Raw genomic sequence first — 24,721 nt, 5'->3', positions numbered from 1 at the left:
ACTGAAAATGATCGGTGAGGACGTTCACGAGGGAGTCGTCGAAAATGTTCGACTCCTGAAGGGCGGCTGGGTGGCTCCATACCTAGCCGTGTGGACGCAGCCGCTTCGTGAGCACGCTGAACAGTCGATCGCGTTCTGTGACCCGGAGACAGCGGGATCACTCAATGTGACCGTCGCAGGAAGCACCGTCGGCACGGTCCGCAACCTATCCCAGGCCGTCGTGCAGGAACTCAACCGAGTGACAGTCCCAGGCGGTGGCGAATACGTCCACACGGATCCGCACGTCCCCATCCAGTACGACACGTCGGTGAGCCCGAACAGGTTCTACCAGCCACTGTCGTTCATATTCGCCCAACCGTAAACCGTCCCCACACCATCAAGGCCTTTGCATCCGCAGGGGCCTTTCTTAATGCCCGAAGGAGCCCCACATGGCAGCCAAGTTCGTACATGCGGTCGATACCCGCACCGGCAAGAAGGTCAAGGTGCCTGAACAGCACCTCAAGATCTTCCCCTATCTCAGAGCCCGAGACCCAAAGACACCAACCGCACCCCAGCGGCCCGCACCGCAAGTCGTACCACCAACCGCAGAAATCATCAAGGGAGGCAAATAACATGCCACGTTCACTCGCAGACGCCCGCAAGAAGGTCGTCATTCTACCCACCAAGCCCGCCGACCCCGAGGCCCCGACTATCGCGGAACTCGAAGCAGGACTTGACGCATCCTGCCGCATCGTCGCCTCCACATACACTGTCGGGCCATCCGCATCGGAAACCGTTGACGAAAAGGCACTTTGCGAAGAAGGCAACGTGCAGGCGCTGTCGACGTCGAACTATTCGGCTGAGTTCGACATCTTCCGATACTTCGACGAGACCACCGGCCTCCCCGAAGAGGGAACCGCCGGATCCGACGAGAACATCGGTGACCAGCTCTACCAGATGCTCAAAGCCAAGGGCACGATCGTCTGGCTCTACGAGCGCGAGACCGGCCTCAAGGCCCTCGAGCCATTCGTTGCAGGCGAGCCTGTCGAGGGCTACGAGCTCCTCGTCGACAACCCACAGAAGCCCCAGGACCAGGGCGGCTTCATTAAGCGCCATATCGTCGGCCTGCCGCAGAAGGCATGGCTGGACGCTGAGGTCGCTGGCACCACTCCCTGATCTTCGGATCACCTAGACCCCTGTGGGTCGGTTACTCCATGGCCGGCCCACAGGCACACCTACATGGAGAGCCCCAAAACTTTCACATGGAGGAAGAAATGACCGAGAACAGCAGCCCCACAGATGACTCCACCGCGGTCCCAGCCGGAGACGACTGGTTCGATAGCTGGCTTGAAACTGGCACCGTGTCGCAGCGCTCCGTCGACGTGTACGGTCGTCCGGACCTGTACGCCCAGTACGAGAACCTCGAACGCCAGTACGCCATCGCGCAGGCAAAAGAAAAGAACGGACCCGAGCGTGACCTCACTGAGATGAGCGCCTCAAACCAGATTCTCGAAGACATGGAGAAGCTCTACGCAGAGTGGACGAAGTCGAAGACCACCTGGTATATCCGGGCGCTCAATGAGGACGAGATCGACGCCATCAAGGACGAGATCGACTTCCCGACCGAACCGCAGTTCAAGAGCGGTATCGCCGAGGACGCGAAGAAGAAGGTTCAGGCCAAATATGAGCGGGAGAAGACACGTGCTGATGCGCAGTCGAACTACCGCATGGTTGCCTCCGCACTCGTGAAGGTCACGAACCAGGCCGGCGATGTGGTGAAGGAATCCATCACGGCTAACGAGGTGGAGCAGGTGCGTTCAAAGATCGGTGACTTGCAGATTCTGCGTCTCACCGCGGCTGCCATGGTTGCTTCGACTCAGGAGCCGACGATGCCTGTCCCTTTGTCGCCGACGAACTCGAACGACGACCAAGACTCGTAAGGAGTCTGAAAACCGCCCGCGCCTGGTCCGTTCGACCCACTGAACTCATCGAGAAGTGGTCCGAACGTGACCGGGTGCTCGCGGAAGCGTTGATCGAGTTCGAAGAATCCGCTTACTGCCCTGGGTGCGGGCAGCTCAAGTCGAAAGCTTGGGATGAAGCATCCTCCGGATCCTGGGATATGGCAACCGTCCACTGCTACGCATGCGAGCACAAGGATGACAAGGGCAAAGATTCAGAGGATCCGTCGCCCGGAGACCTGCAATTCATGACGCTGGACGAGAAGTCCATGCGCATCGTTAAGGCACGAATGAAGGCACGAGTCGAAGCTGCCGAGTAGGCCCGTCTGATTACAGTCGGGCCTACTTACGGTCCCTTGCCGTTCTCTTCAATGTGATGAGTGAAACGACCACAAACACCGCGATAACCGCGATAAGTGAGATGTAAATCGGCACCCGCAGGATCGTCAGCACAACAAAGGCCAGCAGTGTAATCGCAACCATCCACCAGTAATTGGTCTTTTTCTGCATCTCGTTTTCACCTTTTCTGTAGTTTCTGAAGTATATAGGAGGTCTCTGACATGGCCGATCGCACAATCGTCGTCACCCTCCGAGCAGAAGCGGGACAGTACCGCACGGCCATGAACCAGGCCGCCGACTCTGCCGAAAAGGCCGGGACCGCCGCACAAGGGGCGGGAAAGAACGTTCGGTCTTCCGCTGAGCAGATCGCCATGGCTAGTAAGAAGGTCACCGACTCGCGCCGCCAGCAAATGGAGGCCGCTGCACGACTGAACACCGCTGAGAAGAGGCTCGACGAAGTCAAGCGAAACTCGAAGTCCAGCGCCGCACAGGTGGCTCAGGCGGAAGAGCGTGCACTTACGTCACGCAACCGGCTAGAAAAGGCCACCGAAGGACTGTCGGATGCCGAGAAATCGCACGCGCAGTCCATGCAGGTCGCTACCAAGCAGGCGAATTCATCGCAGTCTGCGTTCTCGAAGCTTGCCAGGCAGGCTGAGGACAATCGGGAAGCTTGGACCACTGCAGGCACAGCCCTGACGGTATTCGGTGGCGCGATCGTCGGCATAGGTGTCGCGGCGGCAAAGACTGGTGGCGAGTACAACACGCTTCAGCAGACGACTCGCGCCGCGTTGAAGACCCTCATGGGTGGAGCGCGTGAAGCGAATGCCCAGATGGACAAGCTGGATGCGTTTGCTAGAACCTCACCATTCGCGAAGCAGGTCTTCATTGAAGCCCAGCAGCAGTTAATCGGGTTTGGTGTTGAGGCGAAGAAGGTCGTACCAACGCTGTCGGCAATCCAAGACACCGTTGCCGCCGCAGGTAAGGGCTCGGAAGCGATCTCGTCGATCACAGACGTGCTGGCTCGCCTGCAGTCGCAGGGAAGGCTCTCTGGTGACGCGCTGGAGCGCCTCGGCTACTACGGCGTCGATGCGGCGAAGATCATCGGCGAGCAAATGGGAATGTCTGCGGCCGAGATCAAAGACATGGCATCTAAGCCGGGCGGTATCCCGGTGGAAAAAATCTGGGATCCACTCGTCAATGGGCTGACGAAGAAGTTCGGCGGAGCCGCCGCCAATGTCAAGGAAACCATGTCGGGCGCCGCTGACCGTGTGAAGTCTGCATGGCGTGACTTGTCTGCGGTCATGGTCGAGCCGTTCGTCTCACAGAGTGGCGGCGGCATGGCCGTCGACTGGCTCAACGGCATCGCGAACAAGATGCGCGAATTCGAAGGCCTCGACGCACCGTTGCGCAATACCGCCCTAGCGATGGGTGGCATCGTCGGTGTCGCATCTCTCGCAGCCGGCGGATTCTTGGTACTCGCCCCTCGAATCCTAGAAACCCAGAGCGCGTTCAAAACCCTGGCAGGACAGTCGGGCGTCATCGGTGCGACTACTCGCGGTATGAGCAAAGTCGGCAAGGCAGCAGGTCTCGTCGCGGGCGGCTTCCTTGCCGCCCAGCTCGCCGGTGCCGCGTTCACTGCCATGCTCGACACTGGTTCGCGTTCCTCGGAGGAAATGAAGAACCGCCTCGTCCAGCTCAATAACGCGACCCAAGCGAATACAAAGAACACCCTCCTCGATCCTGCGATTTGGAAGGAAGCCAACGACTTCTGGTCCAAGGGGATCGGCTCAAAGGACATTGAGACCTGGGGCGCCGCCTTCGAACGCAGCAGTGACAAAGCCTCGAAGTGGCTCGATTCGATCCTCAACACCCGAAGTGATGCCACGATTCTGCAGGAAACGATCAACGAGACTGATACGGCCCTGACCGACATGGCCAACAACGGCGCGTATGATCAGGTCTCCAAGGGCTTCCAGGCTATCGCCGAGGAGTCTCCAGACATGCTCCCTGAGGAAATTCTTGAACGTTTCCCGACACTTAGTGAGCACCTCTCTGGAGTTGCGACAGAGATGGGGCTGGCGGCTGACGGGGCGACACTGGTCAAGCTCGCGAACGGTGAAATCAAGCCTGCGACAGTCGATGCAGCTGAGGGGTTCACTGGCCTTTCGGAAGCCGCGCAGGCAGCGCAAGAACATCTGGAGGAAGTCCGTTCCGGCCTCATTGATGGAGCCACCGGTTTTCTCGATTTCACTGCGAAAGCCAAAGAGTCAAAGACCACTCTGCAGGAGTGGATCAAGGATATGGAGAAGCAGGTCGAGGCTCAGGCCGGGTGGATGGATAACCTATCAAGACTCGCCGAAAGAGGCGCACCCCAGGAACTCCTCGATCAGCTGATGGCACTTGGACCCGAGGGTGCCTCCATGGTGAAGAAGCTCGCTGACGGTTCCGATGCTGACATGCAGCGAGTCATCGATGTGTTCAAGAAGTCGAAGAAGAATGTCAACGAGTTTGCCAACGAGATCGGCAGCCTCCCGCCGATCAACTTGGATGCCGACGCATCGAAGCTTAAGAAGCAGATTGGGACAGCGAAGGATCGTCTCAACGAGCTTGAGAAGATGCCAACCTCTCCAACAGTCGACGCTCAGATTACGCTCCTCAAAGAGAAGATCAAGGAAGCCGAAGCCAAGCTCAGGGAAGTCGAAAAAGGCAAGACCACAGCCAAGGTCGACGCCGACACCTCCGAAGCTAAGAAGGATGTTGGCGGGTTCAAGTCATGGTTCAAGAACAACTCGACCGTGACAATGACGGTGCTGACCAGCATCAAAGAATTCTTCACCGGTGGCAACAAGAAGAAGCGCGCATCCCCCTCAGACAGCATCAAGGGTAAAGGTGCTGCTAAAAAGAAGGCCACCGGTGGGCCAATCATCGGCGCCGGCACGGGAACCTCTGACGAGATCCCAGCGATGCTATCCAACGGTGAGCACGTGTGGACGGCGATGGAGGTTCAGCGCGCCGGCGGTCACGGTGCGATTGAGGCCATGCGTCGTGCTGTCATGTCTGGCAACGCGTTCGCCAAGGGCGGCGCTGTCGGTGCGGCTGAACGCCGAATCAACTCCGCGAACGCGACACTGCGCGACGCTCGGCGAGCAAAGTCTGATGCCAAATCGAACGCCGCTAAGACTGCAGCTACTCGCCGAGTTCGAGCCGCTGAGGACGAACTTGAGGAAGCTAGGAGTTCTCTCAAGTCTGCGAAGGCTAAGGCCACGGCCGATGCTCAGGCGGCACGTGCTGCCGAGCAGCAGGCCAAGGAAGCGAAACGAATTGCGGAGCAGAACGCGAAGGAAGAGCGGGAGCGCAAGGCTCGCGTGAGCGACCTCCGTAAAGATCTCCGTGTCGATGTGCGTCGCGGCAGTATCCGTGATCAGGTCACCGGTGGGCTCAGCGGCGGATACTCCGCTGTTGATCGGCTGTTTGATCTAGGCGGGAATCAGGACCTGTCAAAAGGTTCACGCTCCAAGGCGACGTCGTCGGCACGGAAGTTCGAAGCGAACCTCCGCAGTCTGTATTCGCAGGCAGAGAAGATCGACGCGAAGCTCAAGAAGGCTCAGGACAAAGCCACCGAGCTCAAAGGCATCAAAGACTCTGTCGCTTCGGGTCTGCTGAACGATCGTGATTTCGATGTGTCCACTGATGTGGTGTCGACGGGTGACGGGAACTTCAAGCAGGTCTCGTCCATGTCGTCCATGACGGGGAAGACTGCCCGCCTCAAGGAACTCGTTAATAAGCTGGGCAAGCTCTCGAAAATGGGCATCCCTGGCGCCCTCCTCCAGGAGGTCGCCGGTCAGGGCATTGAGGGCGGTAACGCTGCTGCTGATGCTCTGTTGGGTGCACCGATTGGTGAACGTAACCAACTGGTCTCGTCCTGGGCTGAGTTCGACAAGTACGCGGGTCAGGCCGGCCAGTACGTCACGGAGGGCTTCTACAAGGGTGGAGCCAACGCCGCTGACGGTGTGGTCAAGGGCCTCGAAGGTCGGAAGAAGAACGTTGAGGCCGCGATCGCGAACCTCGCGAAGGTCATGGAATCGACGTTCAAATCGGTTCTCGGGATCCATTCACCGTCGACCGTCATGGCTGAACTCGGTGGGTTCACCGCTGAAGGTCTCGTGCAGGGCATGCTCGGCGGAGTCGCGGATGTTCAGTCCGCGGCGTCCTTGCTGGGTGGGGCTGCTGTGCCTGCGCTTGGCGACATGAGTACTTCCGTGGACGTGGGCGTGAACCCTGTTGTTGCGGACGATGAGGGTATGGCTGGTTTGGCCATGCAGGACATGTCGACAACAACGCTGGATGCCATGGAGCAGATGCGGGTCGGTGTTTCTGATGGTTGGGCGGCGATGCTGCTGAACATGCAGGAGACGCAGGCCGGGATGCTTCTTGGCACGCAGACTACGAATGCTGGCCAGTTGCTGGATACGCAAACCCAGCAGGCGGCAATGCTTCTGAACACTCAGACGCAGAACGCGGCCATGTTGAGCAATACGCAGGTCCAGCAGGAAGCCATGCGATTGAGCGTGTCTCAGAAGCAGTTGGCGCAGCGCACGGTGATGACTGAGCAGCAGGAACTTATGCGGCTCATGCTCATTGACAAGCAGGCCTCGATGAAAACACGGTCTGCCACTGACTTCGAATCGTTGAAAACCACGACCGGTTCGAAGTTCGGAGAAATGCGTCGGTCAACGGACGACACCATGTCTGGCATGTACGGCGACTACACAGACCGCCTCAACGATCTGAAGTCGCTGAACAAGCGAGGCTTCGAGTTCCTTCTATCCACATCGAATGCGAACATGCGCGGCATCCGGTCGGGCATGGACAACCAGATGGAAGCGGCGAAACCCGAACTGGGCAACAACCTCAACGCCCTCATTCGAGTCTTCGCCTCCTTCACCTCATCGGTGAACAAGGCATTCGGTGATGTTGGCGTGAAGCTGGCTGCCCCGAAGTCGGTGAAGTTCGAATCCGGTGGTGTCATGCCCGGGTACTCACCGGGCCGCGATATTCACCAGTTCCGTTCACCCACGGCGGGGGATCTATACCTCTCCGGCGGTGAGGCAATCATGCGTCCTGAGTGGACTCGTGCCATGGGCGGCGAACAGGGTGTGAAGGCTCAGAACGATGCTGCACGTCAGGGTCGTCTCGATGAGCTTCTGCACATGCAGGGCAACGCTTTCGCTTCGGGCGGGGTCTTCGGGCCCGCGCCGGGTGTGAACGCGTTCGCTGATTCTGGCGTGTGGCGCAACCTGTGGGCGATCACGAAGGAGAAGTTCCCGAACGCAACATTGAACTCCGCATATCGTGGCGGGTCCATCACAGCGTCGGGCAACACGTCGCATCACTCACGCGGCAACGCGATCGATACGTCCCCGTCGATGGACATCTTCAACTTCTGGCGCAACACATACGGTTCGGATCTTGCCGAACTGATCTACTCGCCTGCAAACGGCAAGCAGATCAAGAACGGCCAGAACTACATGTACACGGGCGCGGTTCGTGGCATGCACTTCAACCACGTCCACATCGCGGCCGTGAAAGCACTGTCGGAGGCGATGGCTGGGGGACTGCCAGGCATGGGCGGGGCAATGTCTCACCCGTTCCTGGATCGTGCTGGTGTGAAGCCTGGTGACAACATGGCCAAGTCCTATGAGGCGGCAGCTGAGAAACTCACCGAGCAGATCTACGCCAAGCATTCGAAGATGCTCCCCGACGGCTACATGGGCGGTCTCGGCAAGGGCATCATGTCCCAGGTCTCCGAGGGCCTAGTCGGGAAGGCGAAGGACTACGGGAAGAACGCCGGTACGGCGGACTTCTCGAACGTCGCCGCGGGCCCGGTGAAGTCCATGGCCAAGCAGATGCTTGAGCAGATGGGCTGGGGCGACCAGTTCGGTGACCTCAACTGGCTCCTCACCAGGGAGTCGGGCTGGAACCCGAACGCCCAGAACCCAACGTCGTCGGCTTACGGCCTGTTCCAGTTCCTCAACGGAACGTGGGGCACTGTCGGTGGTTCGAAGACATCGGACCCGAAGATGCAGCTCGAGTACGGCCTCAAGTACATCAAGCAGCGCTACGGCGACGTGCAGGGTGCTCGGTCGTTCTGGGAACGCAACCACTGGTACGAGCAGGGCACCCAATCCGCTCAGTCCGGTTGGGCTGTCGTGGGGGAGAACGGGCCTGAGCTCGTCAACCTCTCCGGCGGTGAGCAGATAACCAACGCGGCCGAATCCCGGAAGCTGCTGGCCGAGAACCGCACGTTCATCCCGCATCCCGGGCGTGGGTTCGATGCGACTGCGATCGGTTCGTCCATTGCCGCCGAGATCAAGAACCACCAGTTCACCCCGTCCGAGCTTGCAAAGGCTTTGGATGGTGTCCCGGTGTCCTTGGTCGTCGACGGCAAGCAAATGCAAGCACACATTTCAACGACCGTCAGCACTATTGCTGTTGGTGCTGGGAGGGCTCACTAATGCCTATCGTCGTGAATCCGGGTTACATCTGGCCACCTGAGACTGATCCGGTAGTGTCACCGGATGGCCGGATCACGGCGATTGTCGATCCTGCACATGCTGGGGTACTTCTGCGGGCCGATTACTCATTTGATCCTTTGGTGGCGAAGGTGAGGTTCGAACGGCAAGACGGTAGCGTCGTTCGGTCTGGCAACCCGGCCTGGTCACCAGGTGGGTACGCGCACGCCTACGACCACGAAGCCACCCTCGGTGGCGGCACATTGTGGCGCGCTGTGCCCACCCATTTCGACGGCACCGAAGGCACACCATCCGAATACGTCGGCGCAGTCATCCCCGCTCTCTCGGACGGGTGGGCATGGTTGAAACCCGTGAGCGACCCCGACAAGGCGATGCTGCTGAAAGTGGAACCACCAGACCTGTCCTACGACGCCCGCGTCGACACCACCAGCATTGCCGGGTCTGCTCGTCCTGCCGCGACATGGGATGTACTCGAAGGGTTCACCACACAACTACGGTCCCTCGTGCGTGAGAAGCCCGTCGCTGACCAGCTAATGACCTTGTTGGACGAGGGGCCGGTGCTGGCACAGTTCCCGGCGTGTGCTGGTTTGCCGGATTTCTACTTCATCCGCGGGAAAGTCGACCTCGAACACGTCCACTGGGACGGCTATCCGTGGCGCCGCTACCAATGGGACGTCATATCGATCGACCGCCCCGACACCACCGACAGTCCGCTTCGGATCCCGGACCTGTCTTACGACACGGTCGAACGCGACTGGACGACTTACGACCAACTCGCGGCCACTGTCACCTCGTATAACAAGCTGCTCGAACCATAGGAGGACCAGATGTTTCCCGTCTCCGAACGTTGGCTCGAGTCGCTGTCCCTGGCCCGATATGAACCCATCGTGCAATGGTCACCGGACCGTGGCAACACGTGGCACGACCTGACCGTGCACGACGGGTCGATCACTGCAGCGTCCACCTCACAAGTCCGGTGGACTGCTCGGGGACTCATTGTCTCCGGTGCCGAGATTGGACGCCGCGCACTATCCCCTTACGGTGCGAGGATTCGTGTGTTCATGCGCATGCACTACAACCGCAACACCCACGAGAATGTGCCTCTCGGTGTGTACCGTGTCGAGGAAGTCTCGCAGGCTGGCCTTCGTCCCGGGCGCGCACAGCTCGACGGGCTCAGTCTTGAGTCGCAGGTGATGGACGAGCGGTTCCATCAACCGCGCACCATCGAGGTCGGCACCGGCGAGTACTGGGCCACCACCCTGATCAAGGAAGTGCTGCCTGAGATGGGGATGTCCTGGCGACTCGGCGACAGTGCCATTCCGCAGCTCGTCGAGGAACGCGACCGGTGGGGACTCGTTGACGGCAGGTCCCGTGACCCGTCCATCGCCAAATCACTCGGCGGAAGAGTGTTCTGCGACTCCCGCGGATCATTCGTCGCCGCACCAGTACCCACACTCGAAGATACCCCAGTCTGGACGCTCACCGCCGGTCCAGGTGGTGCACTCGTCGACCCACAGCAGACACTCTCCCGCGACGGTGTCTACAACCAGATCGTGGCCTCCGGTGCCTCCGAGAACGGACAACCCCCAGTCGGCCCATCTGTCGCCTCCGATGACGACCCAGTCTCGCCCACCTACTATCAGGGGCCGTTTGGGGCTGTGCCGTTGTTCTACACGTCGAAGCTCATCACCACCCTGCAACAGTGCCAAACCACTGCACTTGGGCTCCTGGCGCCGCGCCTGGGGCTGAAACAGAAAGTGTCCGTGTCGTCGCTGGTGAACTATGCGATCGAACCTGACGACGTGATCACTGTGACCATGCCCGACGAGACCCTTGAGAACCACATCGTTGACTCAGTGTCATTCTCACTCACCGGAGGATCCATGACCCTGCAAACCCGATCCACCACGTCGCCGGCTGGCGGGCGGATCACCCTCGAAGGATCCAACGACGACTATGGAGAGGGCACATTCGATGAGTGACGCAGAACTCGACTTGGCGGCTCTCGTCCGCGCCGAGGTCGAACGCCAAGCAAATCCTTATCAAATAATGACGGTGGACTCCACTCGCGAAGACGGGAAAGTCAACCTCCGGTGGGGAGAAGCGATCATCAACGATGTCGCGGCGAACCAGGCGTACAACCCTCGCGCCGAAGGCGACGTCGTCCTCGTCCTCAACCATGCTGCTGGCTGGCGGGTCATGGACAAGATCGGTGGCCCCGTCGAGATTGAGATTCCTGTACCCGTTGACCTGACATTCGGCACACCCGCACCGGCTGGATACACGCAAGCCGCCGCAGTGTGGGTCAAAGACGGTGCGCTCTACGTTCAGACAGGTGAAGGACCGGCACCGGGGCCAGAGGATCCCCCGAAGGCGTCGAAACCGAAACCAGTCGCTCTCAGCACGTCGTCTCAGGCTGGATACCGAAGCGGCCGCAAAGACGGCTCCCGAGTGGCACAGGGTGCCTGGCCTTCCTACCCACACCCTTACACGTCGATCTGGACCTACGGTACGAGCATTGAGGCCGCATGTCAGGGCAAGACCGTGGACAAGATGCAGATCCGGGTGGCACGCACCTCGAATTATCACGGTGTCTCCGGCCGGGTCCGACCCAAGCTGGCACTTCATGACGAAACGTCCCCTCCGGCGAAGACCCCGAAACTCACGAACAGGTGGGACGGTCCAGGTCTTGGCATGGGTGATTCGAAGTGGATCACCATCCCCTCCGATCAGGCGTCCCGCCTCGCATCCGGTGCTTCTCGTGGAGTTGGTATCGGAGCCGGCGCTGGGAAGTCGGACTATCTGATCGCAACCGCCGGCTGCGGCCAAATCCGGATCACCTTCAAGAACTAAGGAGCCTCCTCATGCCCAACTCACCTCTCGCGAAAGTGCCCTACCCATCGGGGTCTGATGCACCGGCCGCGGCCGCAGACATGATGGCCCTCGTCATGGGCATGGATGCCAAGCTCGTCCTTCCCGCCATGGATGAGGCCGATCGTGACGCGAAGTATGCCGATGCACCGGTGTCGACAATGGTCGTGTCGGGGCCGTCGAAGAAGATCTGGGTCAAGACGGGAACGTTGCCCACCGATTGGTGGACTGTATACGAACGACAGGAATATCGGACCGGGTTCACGTTCCTCTCTGGGTGGGAACAAGATACTGTCATCGCGATCCGCAACACCTACACCACCGAGGTGAGAATCAAAGCCCTCTACACGGGCGACATGATCACCGCGAAACCTGACTCGTCCGCTGACGCCGGCAACATCACCCCCGACATTGACGTGTGCGTGGTGCCGGCGCAGATTGCCGCAACGGTCGGTGAGTTCCTGGTAGTCGGAACGTACAAGACGAACGTCACGTCCGGAGCTGCTTCCATTCGCAACGACGGCACAGTCCGCGTCTACGACGCCACGACCAGTGGGCGCATCCGCACCGGAGACTACTTCTGGTTTTCCGCTACCTGGAACAACTGATAGGGGCAATCATGGCATTGAACGTTTTCGGTGGAAGCCCCGGCGACGTCACCGCCGACTCGAGTGGTGGCGTCATTGGCGGTGTCACTCTCAAGGTATATACGTCGGCTCTCGGCGGCCAGCAGGTCACCGAGCTCTACGACATTGCCGGCGCACCTCTCGCCGGTGTCGTGGTGTCGGGAATGTCGGGCGACGACACGGGGCGGATCGCGTTCCAGGCATCAGATCAATACCAGATCCTGTTTCTCGATGCGGGTTATGGGATGCGGTGGGCTGTTCCGGCCCGTGAAGCATTCTCAGCGGCATCGACGGCTCTGTCGAAGTCAACGGCAGCGTTGACTGCAGCGCAGGAAGCGCAGAGCATCGCGGCCGAATCTGGTGTGAAAGCTGATCTCGCGAAGGCCGAAGTGGATGCAAAGCTTGGGTTCGACATCACGAAGCTCTCACCCCAGTTCGTCACCACGCTGCGGATCCCATCGAACAGAGTTCTGCAATCGGCCGCCCGCGACCCGTTGACGGGGAACTACTACGCAGCCCAGGCGGGCCCGGCGAACGGTTCGTCCACTGACCTCCACATCACCCGGTGCGCACCGGATGGGAGAATGCTCGACCAGTGCATCTTCTCCGGTGGTGGCCACGGATCCACTGTCGCGATTGAGAACGACGGGCCACAAGTGTGGCTGTGGTTCCGATGGACCTACGACACCACAAGTGGCGGGTACACCAACCGCATGGTGCGAGCTCAATACCAGGCGGGGAAGACTGTTCTGCGCGATGATGCACTCGTCTCGGAAGTCCCGGACTTCGCCGACAACACACTGGTCGACTTCTCCATCGATCAGGCAGCGGACAGGATTTGTGAGCGGGTGTTCGTCTCGTCCACGAGAGAACAGTTCGTGCTCCGGAAGCTCTCGGACTACAAGGCTGGACGTAACCAACCGGTGGCCTCGCTCATCACCGATGACTCCCAGACTGGCGTCAATCCATATCAGGGGCACGTGTCGATCGACGATCACCTCTACGTTGCTCGCGGCGGTGCCGGTTTCGGTTCACCTAACACGATCACCCGCTACCAATGGGACACAGACGAGAAAACGCTCATCGATGTGGACAGAGTGGCAGCGATGCCGGACGGCGCTTTCCCAGAGGCGTACAACGAAATCGAAGGGGTCTCCATGTGGCGCGGACCCGGCGGCACACCCTCGCTTCTGTTCGGCAAGGCCATTGGGTCCGCCTACTTCCGGCAGGCCCCAATCTACGCATTCACCCCACCAGCCGGCGACGACCTCGTCGGAGAAACTCTGCGCCGCATCGGGCAGAAAGAACGCGGCGTAGTGACGATCAAGCCATCAGCTGCGAACACCCCGACATCAGGCGCAATATCGTTCTCCCGAGAGTTTGATGCGGAACCGCACGTGTCTCTGACCGTGAGAACGAATATCGCCGGGACTAGCGCCACGGTTATGGACGTCACCGCCAAGGGTTGCACAGTCTGGCTCACCCGTCCCACTACAACCGACACGCTCGTGTACTGGCAGGCGGACGCATCATGACCGCCAGGATGAGGAGGTAGACACGTGTGGACATCCCATCCTTCCTCGCCACCTATGGCGGCCCCGGCGGACTCGCGGTCGCTGCAGTGTGGTGGGCGATCTCAGATCGCAAGTTCAGCGCCGAACGCCGTGCCGAACTGCGTGAAGACATTGAACGTGAACAGGCCGATAATACACGGCTGCGCGAAGACCTGGCCCAGGAGTCAGCGAAGCGCATCGCCGCGGAATCTGAACGCGACCAAGAGCGAGCAAAACGCATCACGATCGAAGACCAGCTTCGTCTTCTCCTCATCGAAAGAGGTGACGACCAATGAGGAACCGGCACGATAAACGAAGAGACCGAGAGTTCCCACCGCGGTGGTTCAACACCGTCATGCTGATCATCGCCGCGCTCCTCCTGGCTTGGACGGTCTGGTCGATCAACTCATCCAAGCAGGAAGCGAAAGACGCCGCGTTGAACGCGAACGCGCTCGCCGATCAGGTATCCCAGGCTTGTGCTCAGGGTGAGGTGAAGGTCAACGGCCGCAACATTTGCACGAAGGCCGACCAGGTGAAAAAGAACGTGAAGGAGTCGGCCCAGGCCGGCCCCATTGGGCCTTCCGGACCGACCGGGCCAAAGGGCGAACCAGGACCGAGTTCGACCGTCCCCGGACCTGCAGGCAAGCCTGGGGATGACGGTGAGAACTCAGACGTTCCCGGTCCCGCAGGCCAGCCGGGTGAAGACTCCGAGATCCCAGGCCCACCCGGAGATCCAGGTTCACCAGGGGAAGACGGTAAATCCGTTCCCGGACCGGCAGGAGCCAAAGGAGAGAAGGGGGCCCAGGGGAATCCGTTGTTGGTCCACCAGGGCCACCCGGCCCGAAGGGTGAACCGGGCAGTAAAGGTGAGCCCGGGTCTACAGGAGAGAAGGGCAGCACCGGTCGTGGCATTTCAGATGTCACCTGCACTGCCGATGGGGATTGGCTATTCGAGTTCACAGACGGAACGAATGTCACGGTGACCGGCCCCTGTCGAGCTCAACAGCCGGCACCTACAACAGCACCAACCACGGCCCCGTAACCCGGGGCTTTTCTTATGCCCTCGGAAAGGGGTACTCATGGCCATGATGCCAGGAGCCACGAATCGGCTCCTCTCCAACCAGGCTCGCCAGGGCCGCATGAAGTCCTACCAAGGCGTGTGCCTCCACACTATGGTCGGCAGCCTCGCCGGCACTGACGGCATGTTCCAGAAGGACGGCACCGTCGGCACCGAGTCTCACTTCGGTGTCGGCGAACACGGTGAGATCTACCAGTGGGTCGATACCGCTTATACCGCTGACGCGAATTACCTCGGATCCGCTCACGTCATCAGCATTGAGACTGCCGACTACGGTGGTTCGTTCGGTCGCTGGAATACCAGTGGCGACAACGTCCCGTACTGGAACGCGGCACAGATCGTGTCGATCGTGAAAATCATCGCCTGGGCGTGCAAGACCCACGACATTCCTATTCGCATGATGTCCAACTCCCGCGACGTAGGCATCGGCTATCACGCGATGGGTGTGCCCGGGAACGAACTGCCGAACAAGTACAAGGGCACCCGCTACCAGTGGTCGAAGTACGCGGGGAAAGTCTGCCCCGGAAAGAAACGCATCTCCCAGGTGCCCGAGATCGTAAAGCTCGCCCAGGGCAGCCCCACCACACCAGCCAAACCCAAGGAAGGAATCTTCGGCATGTCCAAATACTCAGGCGGCAGAATCTATCGCGCCGTGCAGCACCTCGTGAAGAACAAATGGCGATCCCTCTATGTCGGCAAGGGCGCCATGTCGATCCTCACCTGCGACGGCAGCCCCTACCTCGCACAGGTATACCTCACCGTGACCGGGCTGAAACCTGACGAAACCATCCAGGTCCGGTTCATCACCGCCTCATACAAGAGCGGCACCACAACCAAGAACAACGGATACTACGCCAAGCAGGAACAGCACGGTTCCGCCGGCGGAACCTACATTTCCCACACCCAGATCGGGAAAACCGGGAAGGGCAAGAACGGTCGATCAAACCGGCTGCGTGTCCAGGTGTGGACGGACTCGAAGACCGCGAAGATCACCAGCATCCAGACGAAGTTCATGAAAGGCTGACCAATGAGTCTCAACGAAATCATTCCCGCCGCCTGGCGCAAACCCACCTACCTCGTCTACGCCCTCATCGGTGTCGCCCTCGGTGCAATCGCGCAGGCCTTCGGTGGTGTCGACAATGTCCCCGAGTGGCACGCGATCGTCACGAACGTCTACCTCTACGTCGGTGGCGCGTTCGGACTCACTGCAGCCGCGAACACTATCGTCTCCCGCAGCGTCGATTCGGATGATGCAGATGAGGTTGAACCCGACGACGCCGAGGACACTCCTCTCGACGAGGACGGCGAATACGACGACGAGGAGCTCGCGGCCGCCGAGGTCGATCTGAGTCCGCCTGCAGACGGCTATCGCCCGAGGCACTGAGTCCGTGCACGACCAGACCCCCATCGCTACGGCGGTGGGGGTCTTTCGTCGTGTCGAATCAGCCACAATGACGCAACTATGGATACAGTGGCTAGATTGTCGCAAAAAAAATATGGGAGTAGTAACCAATGAGGCTGGCCACGCAAGCAATCACCCGCATCAAACGAGCAGTGAACCGCGCAACACCCAGCCCCGAACCCACCCGGCACCCGCGAGACTCCCGGACTGACCGTGTCCACCTCTACGGTACGCTGTGGGGTGTCCTCGATGACTTCGGAGGAATGACAAACTCGGTGCTGCGCCGCACCAACAGCTTCATCCAATACGGACACCCACTCTCGGCGACGGTCCTCACGTTCGCCCATCAACTCGACGTTGACGAGGTCCGTGCCAAGCTCGTCGGTTCCGGGATGCTTGACGAGGCGGTGTTCGTGCGTAACCTCTGGGACGACGTGCGCCCCATGAGTGACCAGCTGCTTCGCACCACGTTCCCTGGCGATGTTCCCATCGACGAGATTCCCGAACCTCACGGCCTTAGAGGAGTTGTCACGAAGAACTACGTCCGGTTCCTCAACGACGACGACAAAGTCATTCGCCAAGAACACTACCGAGACGACGGCACTCGCGTCTTCACTGACATCAACGAAGTGAAGAACCAACGACGAGTTATCCTCCACTCTACGGACGGAACACCCATCATCGAATGGGACCGAGCACGTGGCCTCTACAACCCATGGCTCCGGTACGTCATCAACAAAGAACCATCCGTCCTGATCGTCGACTCTGGGCCAATCGCAACGATCGCTCACGAGCTCACAGACCGCACCTTCAAGCTCGTGCACTTCCTTCACGTCTCTCATCTCAAACACCCAGAGGAAGGAATCTACGGACAGCTGACCTCGAACCGGATTGGTGCGTTCCGAGACCAGGAACAGTTCGACTTCGTCGCCGTCCAAACCCAGCAGCAGATCGACGACATGGCCAAGATTGGTTTGAGCCGTAAGCGCATGCGCCTCATCCCCAGCGAACTCGCACCACAAGCAATCACCGCAGCCAACAATCCCGACCGAGACGAAGCCAAGGGCCTCGTCGTCGCTCGTCTCGTCGACCTCAAACAGATCGACCACGCGATCGAAGCCGTCGCACTCGCCAAGGCAACTCGCCCCAACATCACTCTCGATATTGCCGGCACCGGCGCCGAACAAGAACCACTGCAACACCTCATCAATGAACGCGAACTCTCCGACGATGTGCATCTCCTCGGCCACATCGACAACGTCACCACACGACTCTCCGCCGCATCGTTCTCACTTCTGACAAGCAAATTCGAAGGGCTCGGCCTCGCGATCATCGAATCCATGGCCGCCGGCTGCATCCCCATCGTCTACGACATCAAATACGGCCCCGCAGAGATCATCACCAACGGCGTCAACGGATACGTTGTCCCCGCCGGAAACATCGACGCGCTCGCCACTCAGGTCGAACAGTTCCTCTCAATGCCCGAGGACGAGAAGCTGGCCATGCGTGAGGCAGCTGTAGAACGAGCCAGAAACTTCCTGCCCGAGCGCAGCTACACCAGGTGGAAGACTGCGTTCGAAGAGCCGACGAAGATCCATGAACCTGCACCATTCGCCGATGAGAATCATCTGCGCGTGCGCGACATTGCGATCACGACAACAAAGTGCTCCACGAAGCTCGGCGTTGTCTTCGCTGACAGTGAGAATGTTCAAAACAAGAACCTGCGGCTGATCGTCACCAGTCGGTCGAAGAATAACTTCTACCAAGCGATCAGCTCTGAGGATGGTTGGCAGCGTACAGACGGGCGAACCGTCTACAACTTCACGCTCTCAAACGATCTCTTCACGCAATCGCCCGGCCAGACATTCGACGTGTTCATTCGCAAGGTTGGTGCGTCGTGGGACTCGAAGGTGCGGCTGAAACTTCCTACTGCTTTCGCAAGTGTCGCAGCCCACGACCTGAAGTGGTACAAAACTGAGTACGGGAATTTCAGTGTCAAGGTCTCAACGCAGGTCAGTGAAGATTCTGAGTAAGAACCTGCTTCTCTCCGAGGTGTGTCTCCCACGTGACGCGTAGCTCGCCCGAGCGTCGTTGGGCTGGCGGGGCGAGTTCGAACTGTATGTCTTGGTTCGGTTGAAGTTCCGGAACATTGATGTCCTTAAACACGTCACCCGTGATCGCAACGTGATAAACGACAGTGGTTCCATCATTGCGGAGCGTGCACTCGTCTTGGTTCTTCTGAGTCAGGTCCATGATTCACCCTTACAGTTCGAATGGGCCACTTATTATACCGAGGGCTATTGTGTCGTTCTAAAGATCATTTCGAGACTACGTGGCACTGTCAGAGGGCGAAACGGTGTGGTCCCAAGGGTGATAATCCTTGTGTCCCGTAGTCCTACGAGAGCGTGCCCAGGTGACAATGGTGGTGATGCCAGCCACCATCGCCGTTGCGGCAGCGAGAGCAATAGCGAGCTGGAGTTGATCGCGTGGAATAGCCATGAGCCTTATCCTTCGATGCTGGTCGGCGCCGGGATTGAATTATACCGCCGTCGCCCACGTAGAGACCATCCCTCGCTCGTCCGAGCGGCGCCCTATCGCGCCTACTTGATCCCGTAGGAGTCGCCCGATCGTTGCCGATAGTCGCGGACGAACCCGGCCACGGCAGCGTATGACCGACCGAGCATCGCAGCACGCTCCGCGATCGGCAGATCCGTGCGCGTGTACGCGACCACAGCATCTTCATATGTCCATGGCTTCCACCGGTTCGGCGCCAGAGACTGACCGTGTGTGTCAACTGCTGGCCGCACGCCCCATTCCCTGAACCACTTGCCCAGCGTCGATTCGTTGACACCCACCGAGGCAGCAATGTCGGCAATGGACTCTCCCGCCTCGCGTCGCGCCGCGACCTCGTAACGCACACGTTCCTTGGTCTCTCGCGTCGTGTACCTCCGCGTCTCGTTCGGGCCAAGGCCACGCTTGTACCTCGCATAGCAGCGCTTACACAGGCCACGTGCCACCGGGGTACGGTCACACGACACGACAGCGCACACGCTCATGCTGGACTCTGCGTTGAGGGCATGGCAACAGACTAACGCACGCAGTCACAGCAGGGCCCTGGTTGCATTTCACGGTGGTGTCGGGGCCATTCGTCGTTTGCTCGTTGGCCGACGCACCAGGCGAATTGATCGTCCCAGACGGGAACCGAACTTCATACTTTCATGCGATGTGTGAACCACAACGCGCATGCGACGCTGTGACAACACCCGCGTCAATGATAGGTACCTTCCAGTACGAGCGAAACAAATGCTACTCGACTGCCGCCGCATATAAAATTGCCGTGAATGCCACCACGCGTAAATGGAATGGGAAGTGAAAAGTATGAAGACTCTATTGGGCGTGAAGTGGCCACTGTTGACGTGTCTGCTATTGCTTATCTGGCAGCTCTTGCTCACTCCACTTGTCAGCTCGTATACAGACATATGGGTATCTACGGTCATCGACTTGGTGGTGCAACTTGCTGCCGGTGTGGCTCTCGTCATGCACTATCGCCGCCGCTCTCTGACGAAGGGCCAGCTCGCCGCCGGCCTTGTCAGTGTCGCACTTATGGCAGCTGGTACGGCTCTACTCGCAACGAGTGCCCCGGCAGGATCTGTTGGTGATGCTCTGTTGGTGATGTGCGGAACTGCAATTTGGATTGCTCTCACGCTATGGGTCATCATCCGTGCGCTAATCCAGCCGAGGGCAACACTCGAAACTTCTTAGTATCACTTCTAATCGAGGACCAAGGAGCCTGCACTTCCACTTTCGAAGGTGCCGGGACATGCTCGACTGGGTAGGAAGATGGACACAAGTAATCTACGCCGCAGTCCCTGCACCCGCAGCCGTCCTCGGCGCGTACATCAAACGCGACCCCGACCGGGAGATCGACGCCACCTCTGTCCCCGACGACTACGAACCGAAGCACTGATATAAACAACGTTTAGGCCCCCACCGCAGAACGCGGTGGGGCCTTTTCGTCGTCTCCGTGCATTCGCTAAGCGCCCAAGTCCATGTGTTTGAGTGCAATCGGGCACGTGACGTGTACTTTCAACCAACTCTTCCGAGCTGTAGCGATGGCCCGATTTACGACCTCTCTGCAGTGAATGTCAGCGTCGTCAGATTCGAACGATTCGCAGTGGAAGAAATGGAACTCATTCTCGAACGGATCGAATGTGTAGTGCAGCGAAGCCACGAGTTTTCCAGCCAAATGCAGGTCAAACTTCGAGTCGTCAGTATTGTTGAGGAGCGTATACAACTCGAATCCCTCTCGGGCAGATGCAAACGAATGGTTGAAGTCACTCTAGACCGACCACTGCTCGCCTCGCAGGATCTTCACAGCACCCGAGACTAAACGACCCTCAACAAACCAACCGCCCCGGCCTCACCTCACGGTGGGGTCGGGGCTTTTGTCATGCCCTCGGACTACGATTGCCGCATGAAGCGGAACTGGAAGTTTTGGATATGTATCGGGTCGGCTATTGCGCTGATCGCACTCGTCGTGATCGTGTTCATGGCCGACGACAGCGTGAGTGTCCGGGTTGGGGCTTGGGCGCAGTTTGTTGCCACCCTGGGCACGGTCTTTGCGGCAGCGCTCGCGTTTCGAACTGCCGACGCGAACCGCTTGCAGGCAAAGGACGCGAATCAGGCGATGGCCGTGGCGACACGTCCGCAACTCTCATTGAACGTCACCCCAAAGATCGATGGTCCGCCTTTGGGCGATAAAGAATTTGATCTGAGATTGACCATCATCAACCAATCACAGTTTGACGTGAAGGATGGGCGAGTCGAATGGGAACTGAAGAATGGCGTGAAGGGGGAACATAAGTTCGGCCCGATATTCGCCGCTGCGAACCCCGAAAGCGGATTGGTCAGTGAGCACGTGTCATATGCAGGCGACCGTAAATCGCACGAGTATGTCGGTCTGGGTTCACAGGAGAACTTCACTCCCGGAACAATGCGAGTCACCCTTTACTACACAAGCATTTTCAGCAACGGCGAGTGGATGGAAATCCACTACTGGAAGACGTCGGACATCAACAAGGACTCCGCCACTCCACATTGGAGAATGTCCCACACCTACGAGCCACCACTGTGGATTCCGGCGAGCGCATGACCGAGGACTACGGCACCGCGACCTGGCGGTACTGGCAGGAGATCCGCAACGCAGCCAGCGCCCGCGGCTCGTACCAGGATCGTCCGCCAGTGCCAATCTGAAACGCGTATCTTTGCGAGCAGTGTTAGAGCTGTAGGTCGGGGTCTGTCGAGTAGTCTGAAGCCCATACTCTTCGGCGGACGGGACCGTCGTCGCTTTCACGGATCCCGCCGTTTACATATTTTCCACCGTAGTACCCGTTGCTGTACTCGAAGTCACCGCCATCGGTGAGGTGCATAGTGAGGCCCCGAAGTGGGCCGCCCTCGAATTTGAATGGGTGCTGGACTACGTCTCGCATCACTTCTCGCTTTCCCTGTCTGGCAAAACTCAGATCCGCTAGTTACTCCGTAGTATAGGTCTAGTTTTGACAGGGACAAAGCTGTCGCAGGGCGCCTTGGCTCGATTTCTACACCTGGACGGTCATCAATGAGTGCTCAAGGCATAGACGGTCGGGCGGCGTGGGGTGGGAAGGGAAACCGAACTGCTCGTCCAGTAGGCGTACCTTGGAGCTCTAATTGCCGTCTCGAGTGCGCAATTTAAGCCAGCGGTAGATGGCCTGTCGGGACAGGCCTGCCGCCCGCGCCACCATGGCGACGTGGCCTGTCGCTATTGCCGCCTCGGTTGCGAGCTCTCGCAGTTCTTCGGTGTTGGACCGTATTCGCGTGTTGACGATTTGCAGCCGTCTCAATATGAGCCGGTTAGTCTCTTGATCATGTTCCTGCGGCGTGTAGTCACGTAGCCATTTATCGAGCGTTGGAGCGGTGACCCCGGAGTTGCTATAGACGTGAGGTTTCTTCATGCCTGCTACCACTGCTCTGCACGCCATCTCCTGACGGTCTCCGTTGTCGCGTGCGATCTCGTCCCGCAAATACTCGAGGCGTGACATGTATTCGTCGGGTGCGAGTGCTTCAGTGTCGACTGGTTCATTCTCAGTCGATGAGCGGACTTCCGCACGTGGTTGATCTTGAACTATCTCGGCTTGCTCTTCACTTCGGCGTCGAAATTCGAGGGCGCCGCCGAGACCGACGATGATATTGGGATCGTAGCCGTGCGAATCGGCTGCTGCCCGGAGTCGAAAGTACATTCGATCGTAGAACTGGGGAGTGCAGGTGAAGCGGACAGCGGGGCTGCCGTCAAAAAAGGTGTCGAGCCACTCTTCAATGTGGCGAGGAATCGATGAGAGGCGTGGGACTTCTGAGCTGCCGGGGTGCTCCGAATCCGCGGGCTCCCTCGACGATTTCATGAGAATACACTACATGCGTTTTGCGAGAGCTCGGAGGGGACAAAGCAATGTTGCTAAGTTGTTATCGGTTCAAGTGTGGTGGTCGGGAAAGTGATGCCCATTTTCCGCCCAGATTTTGCCCATACCCAACCAGGGTAGACCACAGCAAGGCCAGGTAGAAATGTCCTAGAATTCAAGGATCGCACGGTTGACCTGGGAGGAAGAATGAACCACGACTTCTTCTCCGGCTCCGGTTCCTCCTACGTCATCGGCAAGGCCGAGAACACGGAAGACGACGACTGGGACTTCTGAAACACTAGGTCAGCGGCCCATCCCGGCAGAAATGCTTGGGTGGGCCGCTTTCCTGTATCCACCCACCTGTCGCCGCAGAATTGTCGTTTAAGCACATTTTGAGCCCACTCCGATTCCGTGCCGCATCAATCCGAGCCGCCACATCATCCACATCGGTACTGAATAGGTCGGCGTATACGTCGAGAGTGACCGTCGCCTGATTGTAGCCCGACATGTTCTGCACGACCTTCACCGAAGTGCCTTCTGGCACCGCGAACGAGGCGGCGGACTGCCGGAGGTCGTCGAATCGAAACACTGCCGACAAGCTGGCCTGTCTCTTCACGCTCATGAACCACGACTCCTCGGTCTTGGGTGACTACATTGAGGGGATCAGCGTACCGTCAAGATCTGCCGCAACAACGAGTTCGCGGAACCGCTCGTGCATGAAAGCCGGATATCCGACGCTGCTCTCCTGGCTGTTCTTCGAGACCTCTGCACGAATGCGGACCCTTCACTCCTCGAGGTCGACGTCGTCCGGGCGTAGGGTGGCAATCTCGCTCCACCGCCGGCCCCTGTATGCGGCAATGTGGATGACGTAACCGTACCTCCCGGCGTGCCCGATCAGGTGATGACGGTCTGCAGCGGCCGCAACTTGCTCACCCTGTTCGTAGGTGAGGTACACGTTCTTCCTGTGCCTGATCGAAGGGAGCGTTTTGATGCCCCGGGCTGGATTCCGAGCAATGAGTTTGTCATCGAGGGCGAGCTCGAGGATCGCCTGCAACGTGAGCACGCTTCACACCCGACACGGACAGTGCTCTGAATTCGGGAAGGACGTGGACTGCGCAACGTCTATCGACCTGCAGTAGGTCGGCGTCGAGCCAGATGGCGTTGTTGCCGTTCGTGGCGGCTATTCGTGCGTCGTTGAACTTGGTGCGATGCTGACATGACGGGCGTGGTTCTAGTGCGCCACCAATAACGCGACCAAATGTTCGCGAGACATGCCTGACGCCTCAACCGAGATAACTCGGTCCAGCTGAGACCTGCTGTGCGGAGCTACTTCTGGCGATATAGAGGCAGAACTCATTCACGCCAATCAAGAAGATCCCTGACGCAAGCAGAACCGCTCCAGGTACCGTCGTCCCGGTGAACAGAAAAAGGGCCCCTGCGATTACGAGCGGATAACTCAGGCCCGTGAGCAGGACTGAACGACGAGCAGGTTCACTCACTCTTACTGATCACCAACCTGAACTGTGTACTTGATGTTCTTGTAGGTCACCACTCCTGTGACTTGCTGCTTCACGTGGACGATCGCTCCTTTGAATGAGATCCCGCTATCGACATTATTGTTGCAGGCCTTCTTGCCTGGCTTCTTCTTCGAGTGCTTCACTGTCACAGTCTTCTTGGTAGCACCGCCGCTGATCGAACTGCCGCTACCAATCGTGCCGGAAATCTTCGCACCAGTCGCCGTGAACTTGTCCGTCAGACTGACAAAACTGGCCTTTGCCGGCAACGAAAGGCAGAGCTGCGACTCTCCGTCGAACTGCACCTTCGTAGGCAACTTCGACTCGAGGTGAATTGCAGTGCTCTCCGTTCGCCACGGCACAGTTCAAGTCGAACCTGAGCGAGCGAAGACCTGCCAACGCGAGCGTGCTTGGCGGACGCAACCTCGCCAAACGTTG

Annotated in this window: 24 protein-coding genes; 18 read left to right on the top strand and 6 right to left on the bottom strand. The window is 59.0% G+C overall.

What is annotated here, in order from left to right; translation table 11 throughout:
* Nucleotides 1-7: 7 nt before the first annotated feature.
* From FO013_RS19345 to FO013_RS22500, 5 genes are all read left to right on the top strand, one after another.
* Entirely contained in the window at nucleotides 8-361 is a 354-nt protein-coding gene (locus FO013_RS19345) for a hypothetical protein (protein WP_143924196.1), read from the top strand.
* 67 nt (nucleotides 362-428) lie between these two features.
* Nucleotides 429-611 carry a hypothetical protein gene (locus FO013_RS19340; RefSeq protein WP_143924195.1) on the top strand — a complete coding sequence of 61 codons (183 nt, stop codon included), beginning with the start codon at nucleotides 429-431 and terminating at the stop codon, nucleotides 609-611.
* Between the two features lies 1 nt (nucleotide 612).
* The gene (locus FO013_RS19335) at nucleotides 613-1,155 is read left to right on the top strand and encodes a phage tail tube protein (protein WP_143924194.1); all 543 of its coding nucleotides are present in this window, start codon (nucleotides 613-615) and stop codon (nucleotides 1,153-1,155) included.
* Nucleotides 1,156-1,253: 98 nt separating this feature from the next.
* Nucleotides 1,254-1,919 (top strand): hypothetical protein, encoded by a 666-nt coding sequence (locus tag FO013_RS19330; protein WP_143924193.1) that lies wholly within the window; start codon nucleotides 1,254-1,256, stop codon nucleotides 1,917-1,919.
* Nucleotides 1,920-2,098: 179 nt separating this feature from the next.
* The gene (locus FO013_RS22500) at nucleotides 2,099-2,257 is read left to right on the top strand and encodes a hypothetical protein (RefSeq protein ID WP_186293217.1); all 159 of its coding nucleotides are present in this window, start codon (nucleotides 2,099-2,101) and stop codon (nucleotides 2,255-2,257) included.
* Between the two features lie 22 nt (nucleotides 2,258-2,279).
* On the opposite strand, the gene FO013_RS22495 is transcribed toward FO013_RS22500, so the two are convergent.
* Nucleotides 2,280-2,447, bottom strand: a complete 168-nt coding sequence (locus FO013_RS22495) for a hypothetical protein (RefSeq protein ID WP_186293216.1) — start codon at nucleotides 2,445-2,447, stop codon at nucleotides 2,280-2,282.
* 50 nt (nucleotides 2,448-2,497) lie between these two features.
* Between FO013_RS22495 and FO013_RS19325 the strand changes: the two genes are divergently transcribed.
* The 11 genes from FO013_RS19325 (at nucleotide 2,498) to FO013_RS19280 (ending at nucleotide 18,371) form a co-directional block, all read left to right on the top strand.
* The gene (locus FO013_RS19325; RefSeq protein ID WP_143924192.1) at nucleotides 2,498-8,791 is read left to right on the top strand and encodes an aggregation-promoting factor C-terminal-like domain-containing protein; all 6,294 of its coding nucleotides are present in this window, start codon (nucleotides 2,498-2,500) and stop codon (nucleotides 8,789-8,791) included.
* The gene (locus FO013_RS19320; RefSeq protein ID WP_143924191.1) at nucleotides 8,791-9,627 is read left to right on the top strand and encodes a hypothetical protein; all 837 of its coding nucleotides are present in this window, start codon (nucleotides 8,791-8,793) and stop codon (nucleotides 9,625-9,627) included. Before FO013_RS19325 ends, FO013_RS19320 begins: the two co-directional genes overlap by 1 nt.
* A 9-nt stretch (nucleotides 9,628-9,636) precedes the next feature.
* Nucleotides 9,637-10,791, top strand: coding sequence for a DUF5047 domain-containing protein (locus tag FO013_RS19315; protein WP_143924190.1), 1,155 nt, complete (start codon nucleotides 9,637-9,639; stop codon nucleotides 10,789-10,791).
* Nucleotides 10,784-11,662, top strand: coding sequence for a hypothetical protein (locus FO013_RS19310; RefSeq protein WP_143924189.1), 879 nt, complete (start codon nucleotides 10,784-10,786; stop codon nucleotides 11,660-11,662). Before FO013_RS19315 ends, FO013_RS19310 begins: the two co-directional genes overlap by 8 nt.
* Before the next feature lie 11 nt (nucleotides 11,663-11,673).
* On the top strand, nucleotides 11,674-12,288 hold the full coding sequence (locus FO013_RS19305; protein ID WP_143924188.1) for a hypothetical protein: 615 nt from the start codon (nucleotides 11,674-11,676) through the stop codon (nucleotides 12,286-12,288).
* A gap of 11 nt (nucleotides 12,289-12,299) precedes the next feature.
* Nucleotides 12,300-13,841 carry a phage baseplate protein gene (locus FO013_RS19300; protein WP_143924187.1) on the top strand — a complete coding sequence of 514 codons (1,542 nt, stop codon included), beginning with the start codon at nucleotides 12,300-12,302 and terminating at the stop codon, nucleotides 13,839-13,841.
* Nucleotides 13,842-13,867: 26 nt separating this feature from the next.
* On the top strand, nucleotides 13,868-14,155 hold the full coding sequence (locus FO013_RS19295) for a BAR domain-containing protein (RefSeq protein WP_143924186.1): 288 nt from the start codon (nucleotides 13,868-13,870) through the stop codon (nucleotides 14,153-14,155).
* Nucleotides 14,152-14,841, top strand: a complete 690-nt coding sequence (locus FO013_RS19290) for a collagen-like protein (RefSeq protein WP_143924185.1) — start codon at nucleotides 14,152-14,154, stop codon at nucleotides 14,839-14,841. The genes FO013_RS19295 and FO013_RS19290 overlap by 4 nt, the downstream gene beginning before the upstream one ends.
* Before the next feature lie 96 nt (nucleotides 14,842-14,937).
* The gene (locus FO013_RS19285; protein WP_143924184.1) at nucleotides 14,938-15,960 is read left to right on the top strand and encodes a peptidoglycan recognition protein family protein; all 1,023 of its coding nucleotides are present in this window, start codon (nucleotides 14,938-14,940) and stop codon (nucleotides 15,958-15,960) included.
* A 3-nt stretch (nucleotides 15,961-15,963) separates the two neighbouring features.
* Complete coding sequence (locus tag FO013_RS22490; RefSeq protein ID WP_186293214.1) at nucleotides 15,964-16,320, top strand: hypothetical protein; 357 nt, start codon at nucleotides 15,964-15,966, stop codon at nucleotides 16,318-16,320.
* Between the two features lie 170 nt (nucleotides 16,321-16,490).
* Nucleotides 16,491-18,371: a glycosyltransferase gene (locus FO013_RS19280; protein ID WP_222103683.1), complete on the top strand. Its 1,881-nt coding sequence runs from the start codon at nucleotides 16,491-16,493 to the stop codon at nucleotides 18,369-18,371.
* Nucleotides 18,372-18,938: 567 nt separating this feature from the next.
* On the opposite strand, the gene FO013_RS19275 is transcribed toward FO013_RS19280, so the two are convergent.
* The gene (locus FO013_RS19275; protein ID WP_186293213.1) at nucleotides 18,939-19,256 is read right to left on the bottom strand and encodes a helix-turn-helix domain-containing protein; all 318 of its coding nucleotides are present in this window, start codon (nucleotides 19,254-19,256) and stop codon (nucleotides 18,939-18,941) included.
* Nucleotides 19,257-20,158: 902 nt separating this feature from the next.
* Here FO013_RS19275 and FO013_RS22485 point away from each other — a divergent pair.
* Entirely contained in the window at nucleotides 20,159-20,305 is a 147-nt protein-coding gene (locus tag FO013_RS22485; RefSeq protein ID WP_186293212.1) for a hypothetical protein, read from the top strand.
* Nucleotides 20,306-20,812: 507 nt separating this feature from the next.
* Entirely contained in the window at nucleotides 20,813-21,490 is a 678-nt protein-coding gene (locus FO013_RS19270) for a hypothetical protein (RefSeq protein ID WP_143924181.1), read from the top strand.
* Between the two features lie 550 nt (nucleotides 21,491-22,040).
* On the opposite strand, the gene FO013_RS19265 is transcribed toward FO013_RS19270, so the two are convergent.
* The 4 genes from FO013_RS19265 to FO013_RS19250 form a co-directional block, all read right to left on the bottom strand.
* Nucleotides 22,041-22,772, bottom strand: a complete 732-nt coding sequence (locus FO013_RS19265; protein ID WP_143924180.1) for a hypothetical protein — start codon at nucleotides 22,770-22,772, stop codon at nucleotides 22,041-22,043.
* A 295-nt stretch (nucleotides 22,773-23,067) separates the two neighbouring features.
* Complete coding sequence (locus FO013_RS19260; protein ID WP_143924179.1) at nucleotides 23,068-23,391, bottom strand: site-specific integrase; 324 nt, start codon at nucleotides 23,389-23,391, stop codon at nucleotides 23,068-23,070.
* Nucleotides 23,392-23,553: 162 nt separating this feature from the next.
* Entirely contained in the window at nucleotides 23,554-23,832 is a 279-nt protein-coding gene (locus tag FO013_RS19255; protein ID WP_143924178.1) for a site-specific integrase, read from the bottom strand.
* Nucleotides 23,833-24,270: 438 nt separating this feature from the next.
* A complete protein-coding gene (locus FO013_RS19250) occupies nucleotides 24,271-24,588 on the bottom strand; it encodes a hypothetical protein (RefSeq protein WP_143924177.1) in 318 nt (105 codons plus the stop codon).
* Nucleotides 24,589-24,721: the final 133 nt, after the last annotated feature.

This window comes from Brevibacterium aurantiacum (assembly GCF_007558825.1).
Classification (GTDB): domain Bacteria; phylum Actinomycetota; class Actinomycetes; order Actinomycetales; family Brevibacteriaceae; genus Brevibacterium; species Brevibacterium aurantiacum_A.
The sequence above is the reverse complement of the archived record's forward strand: the minus strand, read 5'-3'. Positions and strand labels throughout refer to the sequence as shown.

Coding starts and splice junctions, on each gene's coding strand:
- FO013_RS19290 (WP_143924185.1), top strand. CDS start 14,152: ATGAGGAACCGGCACGATAAACGAAGAGACCGAGAGTTCCCACCGCGG.
- FO013_RS19300 (WP_143924187.1), top strand. CDS start 12,300: ATGGCATTGAACGTTTTCGGTGGAAGCCCCGGCGACGTCACCGCCGAC.
- FO013_RS19285 (WP_143924184.1), top strand. CDS start 14,938: ATGGCCATGATGCCAGGAGCCACGAATCGGCTCCTCTCCAACCAGGCT.
- FO013_RS19305 (WP_143924188.1), top strand. CDS start 11,674: ATGCCCAACTCACCTCTCGCGAAAGTGCCCTACCCATCGGGGTCTGAT.
- FO013_RS19265 (WP_143924180.1), bottom strand. CDS start 22,772: ATGAAATCGTCGAGGGAGCCCGCGGATTCGGAGCACCCCGGCAGCTCA.
- FO013_RS22500 (WP_186293217.1), top strand. CDS start 2,099: ATGGCAACCGTCCACTGCTACGCATGCGAGCACAAGGATGACAAGGGC.
- FO013_RS22485 (WP_186293212.1), top strand. CDS start 20,159: ATGCTCGACTGGGTAGGAAGATGGACACAAGTAATCTACGCCGCAGTC.
- FO013_RS19320 (WP_143924191.1), top strand. CDS start 8,791: ATGCCTATCGTCGTGAATCCGGGTTACATCTGGCCACCTGAGACTGAT.
- FO013_RS22490 (WP_186293214.1), top strand. CDS start 15,964: ATGAGTCTCAACGAAATCATTCCCGCCGCCTGGCGCAAACCCACCTAC.
- FO013_RS22495 (WP_186293216.1), bottom strand. CDS start 2,447: ATGCAGAAAAAGACCAATTACTGGTGGATGGTTGCGATTACACTGCTG.
- FO013_RS19270 (WP_143924181.1), top strand. CDS start 20,813: ATGAAGCGGAACTGGAAGTTTTGGATATGTATCGGGTCGGCTATTGCG.
- FO013_RS19260 (WP_143924179.1), bottom strand. CDS start 23,391: ATGAGCGTGAAGAGACAGGCCAGCTTGTCGGCAGTGTTTCGATTCGAC.
- FO013_RS19310 (WP_143924189.1), top strand. CDS start 10,784: ATGAGTGACGCAGAACTCGACTTGGCGGCTCTCGTCCGCGCCGAGGTC.
- FO013_RS19345 (WP_143924196.1), top strand. CDS start 8: ATGATCGGTGAGGACGTTCACGAGGGAGTCGTCGAAAATGTTCGACTC.
- FO013_RS19335 (WP_143924194.1), top strand. CDS start 613: ATGCCACGTTCACTCGCAGACGCCCGCAAGAAGGTCGTCATTCTACCC.
- FO013_RS19330 (WP_143924193.1), top strand. CDS start 1,254: ATGACCGAGAACAGCAGCCCCACAGATGACTCCACCGCGGTCCCAGCC.
- FO013_RS19315 (WP_143924190.1), top strand. CDS start 9,637: ATGTTTCCCGTCTCCGAACGTTGGCTCGAGTCGCTGTCCCTGGCCCGA.
- FO013_RS19340 (WP_143924195.1), top strand. CDS start 429: ATGGCAGCCAAGTTCGTACATGCGGTCGATACCCGCACCGGCAAGAAG.
- FO013_RS19325 (WP_143924192.1), top strand. CDS start 2,498: ATGGCCGATCGCACAATCGTCGTCACCCTCCGAGCAGAAGCGGGACAG.